The organism is Neisseria blantyrii (genome assembly GCF_962747855.1).
Lineage (GTDB): Bacteria > Pseudomonadota > Gammaproteobacteria > Burkholderiales > Neisseriaceae > Neisseria > Neisseria viridiae.
This window is the reverse complement of record NZ_CAUIZY010000006.1, coordinates 79,090-92,053: the sequence shown is the minus strand read 5'-3', so window position 1 is coordinate 92,053 and position 12,964 is coordinate 79,090. Positions and strand designations below refer to the sequence as shown.

General features: G+C 51.7%; 9 protein-coding genes. 7 read left to right on the top strand and 2 right to left on the bottom strand.

All coding sequences use genetic code 11. The features are described 5' to 3' along the window. Positions 1-22: 22 nt before the first annotated feature. Positions 23-1,771: a M61 family metallopeptidase gene (locus Q9J80_RS06605; protein ID WP_301673076.1), complete on the bottom strand. Its 1,749-nt coding sequence runs from the start codon at positions 1,769-1,771 to the stop codon at positions 23-25. A 326-nt stretch (positions 1,772-2,097) separates the two neighbouring features. Here Q9J80_RS06605 and ccoN point away from each other — a divergent pair, with 326 nt between their 5' ends. The 6 genes from ccoN to recC all read left to right on the top strand — a co-directional run bounded on the left by ccoN (position 2,098) and on the right by recC (position 10,764). After that, complete coding sequence (gene ccoN, locus Q9J80_RS06600; protein WP_025457570.1) at positions 2,098-3,531, top strand: cytochrome-c oxidase, cbb3-type subunit I; 1,434 nt, start codon at positions 2,098-2,100, stop codon at positions 3,529-3,531. A gap of 26 nt (positions 3,532-3,557) precedes the next feature. Beyond that, positions 3,558-4,169 carry a cytochrome-c oxidase, cbb3-type subunit II gene (gene ccoO / locus Q9J80_RS06595; RefSeq protein ID WP_301669943.1) on the top strand — a complete coding sequence of 204 codons (612 nt, stop codon included), beginning with the start codon at positions 3,558-3,560 and terminating at the stop codon, positions 4,167-4,169. A 4-nt stretch (positions 4,170-4,173) separates the two neighbouring features. After that, positions 4,174-4,344: a cbb3-type cytochrome oxidase subunit 3 gene (locus tag Q9J80_RS06590; protein WP_301673075.1), complete on the top strand. Its 171-nt coding sequence runs from the start codon at positions 4,174-4,176 to the stop codon at positions 4,342-4,344. Positions 4,345-4,367: 23 nt separating this feature from the next. Then, positions 4,368-5,699, top strand: coding sequence for a cytochrome-c oxidase, cbb3-type subunit III (gene ccoP / locus Q9J80_RS06585; protein WP_301673074.1), 1,332 nt, complete (start codon positions 4,368-4,370; stop codon positions 5,697-5,699). 344 nt (positions 5,700-6,043) lie between these two features. Then, a complete protein-coding gene (locus tag Q9J80_RS06580; RefSeq protein WP_301673073.1) occupies positions 6,044-7,453 on the top strand; it encodes a PepSY-associated TM helix domain-containing protein in 1,410 nt (469 codons plus the stop codon). Between the two features lie 101 nt (positions 7,454-7,554). Further along, the gene (gene recC, locus Q9J80_RS06575) at positions 7,555-10,764 is read left to right on the top strand and encodes an exodeoxyribonuclease V subunit gamma (RefSeq protein ID WP_301673072.1); all 3,210 of its coding nucleotides are present in this window, start codon (positions 7,555-7,557) and stop codon (positions 10,762-10,764) included. A gap of 82 nt (positions 10,765-10,846) precedes the next feature. Here recC and mtrR read toward each other — a convergent pair whose 3' ends face one another. Then, positions 10,847-11,479 (bottom strand): multidrug efflux system transcriptional repressor MtrR, encoded by a 633-nt coding sequence (gene mtrR / locus Q9J80_RS06570; RefSeq protein WP_301673071.1) that lies wholly within the window; start codon positions 11,477-11,479, stop codon positions 10,847-10,849. A 245-nt stretch (positions 11,480-11,724) separates the two neighbouring features. Between mtrR and mtrC the strand changes: the two genes are divergently transcribed. Beyond that, positions 11,725-12,963, top strand: a complete 1,239-nt coding sequence (gene mtrC / locus Q9J80_RS06565) for a multidrug efflux RND transporter periplasmic adaptor subunit MtrC (protein WP_301673070.1) — start codon at positions 11,725-11,727, stop codon at positions 12,961-12,963. The last annotated feature ends 1 nt before the right edge of the window (position 12,964 follow it).

The following is a 12,964-nucleotide window of genomic DNA, read 5'->3' as shown; positions in this document are numbered from 1 at the left end:
GTGTGCAATGCCGTCTGAAAGTTTAACCGAACAACCAGTTTTCCAACAGGTTCCGGTCTGTGATATGTAGGATGGCAGTATCCGCCGCCGCTGCCTGAACCGTCAAGACGGTTTGACGCAATATGCCTGCACGGAAGAAGTGGATATTGATTCTTGCATTGACGTGGTATCGGGCCCATTGTGCGGCAAAGTCGGTGCAGGCATAACCGTCTAAAGCAATGATTTTGTCTTGCGGGCACAGTGCCGCAGATTCCGCGCTGCCGCCGTTGAAGACATGGGTCAGGACGATGTGGTCGGCGTTTTGTTTGAAACGTGCGCTGAAATCGCCTGCCGGCGGGACGGGGCAGATGTGTTCCGCATATCCGCCGCCGTGTTGTCGGGGAAGTGGTAGGAAGGTCAGTCCCACGCCTGCGGTTGCCAGGCATTCGGCAAGCGGCAAATCTTCGGTACTGTATAACGCTTTTTGGAAAAAATCTTCCAAATCCAAGCCGGTTATTTCCTGACAGCGGATTTGCCAGTGTTTTTCCGGAATACCCGAGTGTGTGTCCCTCCACTCCCGATAGAGTTTGTCCATTACCGTATCGAGAGAATGTCTGCCGCCGCTTTTGTTCCGTATCAGCAAATCAAGGCACAATGCGGCAAGCGCGCCTTTTTGGTAGTAGCTGACGATGGCGTTGGGGCTGTTTTCATCCGGTTTGTAAAATTTGTTCCACGCGGTAAAACTCGATTCCGCCAAGGTCTGCCTCAAACGGCCGCGGGTTTGTTGTACGCGCGTAATACCTTGTGCCAGCAGGTTTAAATAAGATTCGGGCGAGATGGTGCGGCTGCGTGCCAAAAACAAATCGTCGTAATAGGATGTAATGCCTTCGAATGCCCATAGTTGTTCGGTATAGTTTTCTTTGTCGAGGTCATAAGGGGCGAACGCGGCAGGTTTGATGGATTTGACGTTCCACGCGTGAAAATATTCGTGGGAGAAAAGTCCGAGCAATGTGGTGTAGGCATCGTCGGCATCGGTCATACCGTACGGCGGAAGGCTGTGGCGGTCGGCGAGCAGGGCGGTGCTGTCGGCGTGTTCCAAACCGCCGTAAATATGGTCACCGACGTGGAGCAGGAACAAATATTTTTGAAACGGGGCAGGGGAGGAAAACATCGCCAGTTCTGTTTCGTAGATTTTTTTGATGTCCGAAACCAGCCTGTCGCGGTCGAAGTCGGGATAGATGCCGCTTAGGGCGAGCGTATGCGGAATGCCTGCCGCTTCAAAATCTAAAAATTCAATCAAGCCCATCTCGACAGGTCGGTCAATCAATTCGGCATAAGATGCCGTCTGAAAGACAAACCTCCCTGTCTCCGGCAGTGTTGTGGCAATACGCCATTCGGGTGGAATGCCTGTCAATTCCAAGCGGTGCGGCAGCGTTTCCGCTCCTTCGACTTTCAAAAACAGGCACGCTCCGTCAAAAAAACCGCGTTCTGTTGTCAGGAAAGAACCTCGAACCGACAAATCGAATGCATATACGGTGTAGCGGATTTGCCACTCGCCGCGTACGGCGGCAGCGTGCCAGCGGTTTTTTGCAATTTGTTCGAGTGGCATGGACGTGCCGTTACAGGATGCATGGATAGAAGTGATGTGGCGGGAAAAATCCCGAATCAGATAGCTGCCCGGAACCCAGTTTGGCAGGCTTATTTCTATAGGAAAATCATCATTTTGTGTGAATGTCAGCAGGATGTGCCACTCATGGTCTAGAGGGGAGGGGGCAATTTCATAATTAATCATGGCTATTAAATATATCGTTAAATATTATTGATAAAATGTCTTTAAAATGCAGCTTAATCTACATCAATAAAGTGTTATAAAAAAGGAGGCTTGAAAAACAAAGCAATGTCAAACTGGTTGCAATTTATTATAACAATATGATTTATATATAATAAGAATGAATTTAAGAAAAATTTTCCTTTATGTTGCAAATGTAATTCCGCTTGGCGTAATAAGGCAGATATGTTAAATTTAGAAAAAATTACGCTTGCCCAAGTTGTACCTTAAGAGGTCGCAAAGGTGGGCAGGATAAAAAATTTTTATTCCCATAATTCATGGAGACTCTCATGGACACACAAACTTACAACTACAAAGTGGTGCGCCAGTTCGCCATCATGACTGTAGTTTGGGGTATCGTGGGCATGTTGGTCGGCGTTATCGTCGCAGCCCAACTGTTTGCTCCCGCCCTCGATTTGTCTAATATCGGACCTTGGTTCCACTTCGGCCGCCTGCGTCCGCTGCACACTAATGCGGTTATTTTCGCATTTGGCGGCTGCGGCCTGATCGGCACATCATACTACGTTGTCCAACGTACTTGTAATACCCGTCTTTTCGGCGGCTGGCTGCCGGCATTTACCTTTTGGGGTTGGCAGGCGGTAATCGTTGCTGCTGCCGTCAGCTTCCCTATGGGTTGGACCCAAGGTAAGGAATATGCCGAACTGGAATGGCCGATCGACATTCTGATTACTTTGGTTTGGGTTGCATACGCCATCGTATTCTTCGGTACGATTGCCAAACGCAAGGTGAAACACATTTACGTTGCCAACTGGTTCTACGGCGGTTTTATTTTGGCGGTCGCACTTTTGCACATCGTCAACAATATCAGCATCCCGGCAGGGTTGATGAAGTCATACCCTGTCTATTCCGGTGCGATTGATGCTATGGTTCAATGGTGGTACGGGCATAACGCCGTGGGCTTCTTCCTGACTGCCGGCTTCTTGGGTATGATGTACTATTTTGTCCCCAAACAAGCAGGCCGCCCTGTTTACTCCTACCGCCTGTCCGTCGTTCACTTTTGGGCGTTGATTTTCACCTATATGTGGGCGGGTCCGCACCATCTTCACTACACTGCGCTGCCTGACTGGACTCAATCTTTGGGTATGGTTCTGTCTTTGATTCTGTTCGCACCCTCTTGGGGCGGTATGATTAACGGCATCATGACCTTGTCCGGCGCGTGGGACAAACTGCGTACTGACCCGATTCTGAAATTCCTGATTGTATCCCTGTCCTTCTACGGTATGTCTACCTTTGAAGGCCCGATGATGTCGATTAAAACGGTCAACGCATTGAGCCACTATACAGACTGGACCGTTGCACACGTTCACGCCGGTGCTTTGGGTTGGGTAGGCTTTGTAACCATCGGTTCCGTCTATTACATGATTCCCCGTCTGTTCGGCAAAGAACAGATGCACAGCACCAAACTGGTAGAGGCGCATTTTTGGATTGCGACCATCGGCGTGGTTCTGTATATCGCCGCGATGTGGATTGCCGGTGTGATGCAGGGTTTGATGTGGGGCTCTTTGAACGATGACGGTACGCTGACCTACTCGTTTGTCGAATCCGTAAAACGCACTATGCCTTATTACATGATCCGTTTTGCAGGTGGTTTGCTGTATCTGAGCGGTATGTGCATTATGGCGTACAACGTGTACCGCACAGCCATCAGCGGTAAGGCGGTCGATGCTGAAATCCCTGCGGTTTCCCAAACACAGCATCACTAAAATACTAAGGAAGATAGGCTACCAAAATGAAATTACAACAATTGGCCGAAGAAAAAATCGGCATCCTGATTGTGTTTACCCTGCTTGTAGTCAGTGTCGGTCTGTTGATTGAAGTTGTGCCCTTAGCCTTTACTAAGGCGGCAACGCAGCCGGCACCGGGTGTGAAACCTTACAATGCCCTGCAGGTTGCAGGACGCGATATTTATATACGCGAAGGTTGTTATAACTGCCACTCGCAAATGATTCGCCCGTTCCGTGCGGAAACCGAACGTTATGGACACTACTCTGTTGCCGGGGAATCGGTTTACGATCACCCGTTCCAATGGGGTTCCAAACGTACCGGTCCTGATTTGGCCCGTGTGGGCGGCCGTTATTCCGACGAATGGCACCGCATCCACCTGCTGAATCCGCGTGATGTCGTACCCGAATCCAATATGCCGGCATTCCCGTGGCTTGCACGCAATAAAGTCGATGTCGATGCAACCGTTGCCAACATGAAGGCTTTGCGTAAGGTAGGGACTCCTTACAGTGATGAGGAAATTGCGAAAGCGCCCGAAGCCTTGGCAAACAAATCTGAGCTGGATGCTGTAGTCGCCTATCTGCAAGGATTGGGTCTGGCTTTGAAAAACGTAAGGTAACATCATGGATATTAACGGTATTCGCACTCTTTTCACGGTATGGGTCTTTATCTGTTTCCTGTTGGTGCTTTATATTGTCTTCAACAGGAGGAATAAGAAAAACTACGATGATGCCGCAAACAGCATTTTTAATGACGATCAAGATGCAAAAGGCAAGGAAAGCGAAAACCGTTAATATTGTGACAACGGAGCAAAACAATGAACACAACATCCCAATTTACCAGTAATTTCTGGAACATATATATTGCAGCCATCGTCTTATTGAGCTTTATCGCTTTGGCTTGGCTGCTGCTGTCTCAAAATGTTGTCAAACGTCCGAAGAAGGGCGAAGAAGTACAAACTACGGGTCACGAGTGGGACGGCATTTCCGAATACGACAATCCGCTGCCGCGCTGGTGGTTTTGGCTGTATGTTTTGACGTGGCTGTTCGGTATCGGTTATCTGGTTATGTATCCGGGTGTCGGCGACTACAAAGGCCTGCTGAAATGGACCAGCCACAACCAATATGAAAAAGAGGTCAAAAAAGCCGATGAGCAATACGGTAAACTGTATGCCAAGTTTGCGGATATGCCGATTGAAAAAGTGGCAAAAGACCCACAGGCCAAGCAAATTGCCCAAAACCTGTTCAATACTTACTGTATCCAGTGCCACGGCTCTGATGCCAAAGGTTCTAAAGGTTTTCCGAATCTGACCGACAGCGATTGGTTGTGGGGCGGCGATCCCGATAAAATCCACGAGACCATTGAAAAAGGCCGTGTTGCTACCATGCCTGCATGGGGTCCTGCTTTGGGTGAGGAAGGCGTAAAAGACGTTGCGCATTATGTGATGTCTCTTTCAAAACCCAAAGGCCAGTATGATGAGGAACGTGCCGCACGCGGACAAGCCTTATTCAGCGGTCCGCCTGCCAACTGTTTCACTTGCCACGGCGATAAGGGACAAGGTATCCAAGGTTTGGGTCCGAACCTGACTGATGATGTGTGGTTGTGGGGCGGTACGCAAAAATCCATTATTGAAACCATTACCAACGGCCGTAGCAGCCAAATGCCCGCGTGGGGACATTTCTTGGATAAAGACAAACTGCATATCATGACTGCTTATGTATGGGGTCTTTCCAATAAAGACGGTAAAGCTCCGGTGAAAAAAGCCGAGCCTGCACCGACTCCCGCACCGGCGGCAGAACCCGCAGCCTCTGCTCCTGCAGAAGCAGCACAAGCCGCTTCTGAAGCCAAACCTGCCGCAGCAGAACCTAAAGCCGAGGAAAAAGCCGCACCTGCTGCCAAAGTGGACGGCAAACAGGTTTATGAAACCGTTTGTGCCGCCTGCCATGGCAATGCGATTCCGGGTATTCCCCATGTCGGCACCAAAGCCGATTGGGCCGACCGCATCAAAAAAGGTAAGGACACATTGCACAAACACGCAATCGAAGGTTTCAATACGATGCCCGCAAAAGGCGGTCGCGGCGATTTGAGCGATGATGAGGTCAAAGCTGCAGTTGACTATATGGTCAACCAGTCAGGCGGCAAATTCTAACCGTTGTTTTCCGACTTTGTCGGATGCAGAAATCCGGATTCATATCGAATCCGGATTTTTTATTTTGAATGGAAATCCTGTTTTTGATTTATGCCGTCTGAAAGTGAGGATTTTGATGCTTAAGCGGTCAGACCGACTGATATTTTTGTATGGTTTAAAGAATGGTGCAGTTGGGTGTCGGACAGCATTGTTTGATGCTTTCAGACGGCATATAGGTTTGTTTCTTCAAAATGGAATCTTTTTTCATATGTTGCAAAAAATATTGATTTTAGTCATAAAGAATTAGTCTTTATTATTTATAATCGCGCATCATCACGATAACTCTAATTTCAAAAGGACGATTAATGGATACACAAATCAAAACTGAAGCCGGTCAGCAGAATAACCGGCGTTATCTGACCGTTTGGAGATGGCATTTTTATGCCGGTTTGTTGGTTATGCCCTTCTTGACCCTGCTTGCCGTTACGGGTTTGGGTATGCTGCTGTTTGCCAATATTACCGGCAAGGAGGGCGAGCGGATTCATGTTGTGCCGCAGGCAACGGTACAACCTCTGTCTGTTCAGGCAGAAGCGGCACGCAGTGCCGTTAATCCGGAGACTTCGTCCGTCGTTCAGTATATTGCACCGCGCGCCGATGATATGGTTGCCGTGTTCCGTGTCAACAATGAGGGTAAGGCAACCATGGTTGCGGTCGATCCTTATACGGCAAAAGTGGTCAACACCATGCCGCGCAATCAGGGTTGGTATCACACTATGGATGAAATCCACGGCGATATGATGCTCGGTGCGGCAGGCGATTATCTTTTGGAAACGGCGGCTTCACTGACCATTATTATGGTTGTCAGCGGCTTGTACCTTTGGTGGGCGAAACGGCGCGGCATTAAAGCGATGCTGCTGCCGCCAAAAGGCAGGGCGCGTTCTTGGTGGCGGAATCTGCATGGTTCGTTTGGAACTTGGGTGTCGCTGATTTTACTGTTGTTCTGTCTGTCCGGAATTGCTTGGGCAGGTATTTGGGGCGGCAAGTTCGTGCAGGCTTGGAGTCAGTTCCCGGCCGGCAAATGGGGTGTCGAACCGAACCCTGTTTCAGTCGTGCCGACCCACGGCGAGGTATTGAATGACGGCAAGGTTAAGGAAGTGCCGTGGATTTTGGAGCTTACGCCTATGCCTGTTTCAGGGACGACTGTGGGCAAAGACGGCATTAACCCTGACGAGCCGATGACATTGGAAACCGTCGACCGTTTCGCGCGGGAAATCGGTTTCAAAGGGCGTTATCAGCTGAATTTGCCCAAAGGCGAGGAAGGAGTGTGGACTTTGTCTCAGGATTCCATGAGTTACGATATGATTAGTCCGTTTGCCGACCGTACGGTACATATCGACCAATACAGCGGCAAGATTCTTGCCGATATCCGCTTTGACGATTACAACCCGTTCGGTAAATTCATGGCGGCAAGCATTGCGCTGCATATGGGTACTCTGGGCTGGTGGAGCGTGTTGGCGAACGTCGTGTTCTGCCTTGCCGTGATTTTTATCGGCATCAGCGGCTGCGTGATGTGGTGGAAACGCCGTCCGTCCGGCGCGGCGGGCATTGTTCCTCCGGCGCAGAAAATCAAGCTGTCCGTCTGGTGGGCAATGGCGGTGCCGCTGCTGCTGATTGCATTGCTTTTCCCAACCGCACTGCTTGCCATTGCCGTGATTTGGCTGCTGGATACCTTGCTGCTGTCGCGGATTCCTGTTTTGAGGAAATGGTTTAAATGACCCGATGCCGTCTGAAGCGTTCAGACGGCATTTTGTTTGAAGGCGGGCGGGGGAAAGGCTATATAATCCCGAATACTTGACCACAGCTTCTGTTTGAAATCATGTTTTATTTGTATCAATCCAACCGTCTTGAAACTCTGGCGGCACTGTTTGCCCACATTCAAAAAGTCAAACCGCTGAAATCGGTTTTACAGCCCGAACAGATTATTGTGCAGAGTCAGGGGATGCGCCGCTACCTCAATACCTGCCTCGCCCGAGATTTGGGCGTGGCGGCGAATTTGGCGTTCAGTCTGCCCGCCGGCTTGACGTGGAAGTTGATGAAAAAACTGATTCCCGGTATTCCAGAACTCAGCCCGTTTGCCCCCGAAGTCATGCGCTGGCGGCTGCTGGATTTGTTCCGCAGCGAGGCATTCCGGAATACGGCAGAATTTGAAGATGTGAGGAATGTGCTGCAAGACTATCTAGGCAGCGGCGAATCGGCAGATTATCAGCTTGCGGGACAGCTTGCAGACATATTCGACCAATACCTTGTCTATCGTCCGCAGTGGATAGGCGCGTGGCAGCAGGGCAGGATACTCGGTTTGGGCGACGATGAAATCTGGCAGTCCAAACTGTGGCGTTACCTCGACGACGGCAGGCAGAGCGCGCCGCACCGTGTCGCGTTGTGGGAAAAGCTGTTGGAATCTTTGAGCAGTGATAAGCTGCCCGAGCGTTATTTCGTGTTCGGTATTTCCACGATGGCGCCGATGTATTTGCAGCTTTTGCACAAGCTGTCCGAACATTGCGACGTGTTTGTGTTCGCACTCAATCCGAGCGGGATGCATTGGGGCAACGTCATCGAAGCGGCGCAAATCCTCAAAGGCGGCGGCGATCCCGATTTAACTCAGGCAGGGCATCCGCTGCTCGCCTCATTGGGCAAGCAGGGGCGGGACTTTTTCGACTTTTTGAACGAAATGGAAATAGAAGAAGAAACGCCGGTGTTTGAAGAAGGCAGCCGCGATACGCTTTTGCATGCCCTGCAAACTGATATTCAAAACCTGAAAATGCCGTCTGAAAAAGCGGGAAATATTAATACGGGCGACGGCTCGATACGCATCGTATCGGCACACAGCCCTTTGCGCGAATTGCAGATACTCAAAGACAAACTGTTGAAAATTCTGCATGAACATCCCGATTGGCAGCCGCATGATATCGCCGTATTAACCCCGAATATCGAATCCTATACGCCTTTTATCGAAGCCGTGTTCGGACAGGCGCAGCCCGGTGCGCAGGCATTGCCGTATTCCGTGTCAGACGTGAAAATCAGCCGCCGCCAACCACTGTTTCATGCTTTGTCATGCCTGTTCGACTTGTTGGAAAGCCGATTTGAAGTCGATAAAGTGCTTGTGCTTTTAGAAACCGCGCCCGTGTTGCGCCGTTTCGGACTGACTGAGGACGATTTACCGCTTTTGCACGACATGGTTGCCGATTTGAACGTTCACTGGGGTTTGGACGGAGAAATGCGCGGCGGCACGGATCAGCTGTTCACCTGGAGGCAGGCGGTAGAACGCATGATATTGGGCTGGATGCTGCCCGAAGGCGGCAATCCGATGTGGCAGGATGTCAGCGCGTGGTATGCCGACGTGAATCAAACCGCCATGTTCGGACGTTTTGCCGCCTTCCTCGAAACCCTGTCGGATATTGTACGGATATGGCGGCAACCTGCGACGGTCGGCGAATGGGTGGCGCGTTGCCGGGATTTGCTTGAAATATTGTTCCAAGCCGAAGCCGATGACCAAAAGGCAGTCCAAAATCTCGAAAACGAATGGGTCAAATGGCAGGAAGAGAGTACTCTGGCTGGGTTCGTCGGACAGTTGCCGCAACAAACCGTCATCCGCCACATCCGCCGCTTCCTCGACAGCGAAAGTGAGGCAGGCTTTTTACGCGGCGGCATCACTTTTTGCAGTATGGTGCCGATGCGCAGCCTGCCGTTCAAAGTCATCTGCCTGTTGGGTTTGAACGACGGAGATTTTCCCCGCAATACCAAAGCCGCCGTATTCGACCTGATTGCCAAACATCCCGCCAAAGGCGACCGCGCCCGCCGCGATGATGACCGCTACCTCTTCCTCGAAGCCCTCATCAGCGCGCGCGAAATCCTGTATTTGTCCTACATCGGGCGCGACATCCGCAAAGACGAAGAACTGGCTCCGTCTTCTTTGTTGGGCGAACTCATCGACACAGTTGCCGCCATGACCGGCACAAACAGCCGCCAACTTGCACAAAATTGGATAGAACAGCATCCGCTGCAAGCCTTCTCGCGCCGATATTTCCAAGAAGGCGGACGTTCAGACGGCATATTCGGCACGCGTACCGACTACGCCGCCGCGCTCGGACAAACGCCCGAACCGCCGCAACCCTTTTTCGACCAATCCGTAGAAAACGCCGAACCCGTTGCCGAAATCGGACAGGACGAATTTATCCGCTTCTGGCGCAATCCCGTCAAAGTATGGCTTCAGCAGCAGCTTGCGTGGAGCGAACCCCATATCGGCGAAGCTTGGGAGCCTGCCGAACCCTTCGAGCCGCAACACGCCGATCAAATCGCCGAAGCCTACATCGAAGCACGGCGCGAAGGACAAGATTTTTCCCAAACCGCCGCCCGCATCGTTGCGGAAAGCCTGCTGCCGTCGGGAGAGTTGGGCAGACTTTGGCAGCAGGACTTCCAAACCGCTGCCAAACAAATTGACACGGCGGTTTTAAACAGTCCCAAACTTCCTCCGCTGCCCTACGCCGTACCGTCGGACGGGCAAATCCTGAAAGGCAGTTTGAGCAATTTATACCAATGCGGACAAGTGTTTTACGCCTACGGCAAACCCAACGCGCCGCAACGTATCGCTTTTCTGCTGGAACACCTGATATTTTGCGCCGTTATGCCGTCTGAAGCCGAAACGCGGCAAACCTTTATCGTCCAATCCGGAGAAACCGAAGTATTGGCGGAAATCGCGCAAGGCAGGGCATTGCAGCTATTGTCGGAATGGATGGCGTTTTTCAATATCGGGCAAAACCGCCCGCTGCCGTTTTTTGCCAAAACCTCGCTTGCCGCCGCCGAAGCGTTTGCCCAAAAACAAGATTGGGAAGCCGCCCTGAAAAAAGCCCAAACCGCCTACCACGGCAACAAAGTCAGCAAAGGGCAGAAAGACTACACCGAAGTCGCCCTCGTGTTCGGCAACGCAAGCCAAAACCCACTCGAACAGCCCCTGTTTGAAAACCTCGTCCGCCTGCTTGCCGACACGCTTGCCGCAGCGGAAAAAAAGGAAGAGACCGGAGAAGCATAGAAAAAGCATAACAGGATGAAAAGGCAAATGCCGTCTGAAAACAGCAAAAAGGTTTTCAGACGGCATTTTTACCAAGGCTTGATTATTTCCGGCGCAGGCAGGGATGGTTTTCCAAGTTGTCCATCATTATCCCGATGATGCACGGGGCGGTTTTGCCCAAATCGAAATTTTCACCGGAAGAGAGCCAACGCCAAATCAGCCCGTCCAAGGTCGACTTGATGAAGATGACCGCCGTTTCTTTGTCCAAATCGTCTGCCAAATCCTGATTTTCCACCGCTTCGGTCAAAACGGCGGTAATTTTTTCGCGCCAGATTGCCTGATGCTTGCGGGCAATGGCGATAACGGCGGCGTTTTGCTCCGTGTGTTCGCATTTTAAAAACAGGATGTTGTGGAATTTGTAGTGGATGTCGTTGCTTTGCAGCCGCTCGAAAAAGTGCAGCAGCGTGTGGCGGAATACCGTCCAAGATTCTCCTTCGGCATTTGCGGCATCTTGCGCGATGCAGTTTTCGATGTCGTCGCAGATACGTTGGAACAGCGCGTCGAACAAGTCTTCCTTATTTTTGAAATGCCAATAGAGCGCGCCGCGCGTTACGCCGGCGGCTTGGGCGATTTCGTTGAGCGAGGTGCGCGCAATCCCTTTGCGGTAAAAGGTTTCCAAGGCGGCAAGCATCAGGTGTTCTTTGGTTTTCAAGGCTTCGGTTTTGGTTTTTCTCATAATGGCGTTTTCGTTCCGGCGCGGTTTGACGGTTGGGATTATAAAAAAGACTTTGTATCCGTGCAATCGTGTATGTATAATAACGCCCCTGAAATTGAGACTTTCCCAGTGCCGAAGTGCCGAACCCACCTGCTTTGCAACCCGTTTGAATACAGGGATGCCGAAGCAGGCGGTTTTGTATTTTGAAACGGGAATTTCTGTTAAATCTAAAATCCTTTAATAAAATCATACAGATAGGATAAACAATGGCTTTTTATGCTTCTAAGGCGATGTGTGCGGCCGCGTTGGCTGCCGCCGTTGCATTGGCACTGTCGTCTTGCGGTAAAGGCGGAGACGCGGCGCAGGGCGGGCAGCCTGCGGGTCGGGAAGCCCCGGCTCCCGTCGTCGGTGTCGTAACCGTCCATCCGCAAACCGTCGCATTGACCGTCGAGTTGCCGGGACGTTTGGAATCGCTGCGTACCGCCGATGTCCGTGCCCAAGTCGGCGGCATCATCCAAAAACGCCTGTTCCAAGAAGGCAGTTATGTCCGTGCCGGACAGCCGCTGTATCAGATTGACAGTTCCACTTATGAAGCAGTTTTGGAAAGCGCGCGCGCGCAACTGGCGACGGCACAGGCAACGCTTGCCAAAGCGGATGCGGATTTGGCGCGATACAAGCCTTTGGTTGCCGCCGAAGCCGTCAGCCGGCAGGAATACGATGCGGCGGTAACGGCGAAACGTTCTGCCGAAGCAAATGTCAAGGCGGCGCAGGCGGCAATCAAATCCGCCGGCATCAGCCTGAACCGTTCGCGCATTACCGCACCGATTTCGGGCTTTATCGGCCAGTCCAAAGTTTCCGAAGGTACGTTGCTGAACGCAGGCGATGCGACCGTACTGGCGACCATCCGCCAAACCAATCCGATGTATGTGAACGTTACCCAGTCTGCATCCGAAGTGATGAAACTGCGCCGGCAGATAGCCGAAGGCAAGCTGCTGGCGGCAGACGGTGCGGTAGCGGTCGGCATCAAATTTGACGACGGCACGGTTTATCCTGAAAAAGGCCGCCTGCTGTTTGCCGATCCGACCGTCAACGAATCGACCGGTCAGATTACCCTGCGCGCCGCCGTACCGAACGATCAGAATATCCTGATGCCCGGCCTGTATGTGCGCGTGCTGATGGATCAAGTGGCGGTGGATAATGCATTCATCGTTCCGCAGCAGGCGGTAACGCGCGGCACGAAAGATACCGTGATGATTGTGAACGCCCAAGGCAGTATGGAACCCCGCGAGGTAACGGTCGCCCAACAGCAGGGCGCGAATTGGATTGTTACATCGGGTCTGAAGGACGGGGACAAGGTGGTTGTGGAAGGCATCAGCATTGCCGGTATGACGGGGGCGAAAAAGGTAACGCCCAAAGAATGGATGCCGTCTGAAAACCAAGCCTCTGCTCCTCAAGCCGGCGTTCAGACGGCATCTGAAGCCAAACCTGCTTCTGAAGCGAAATAAG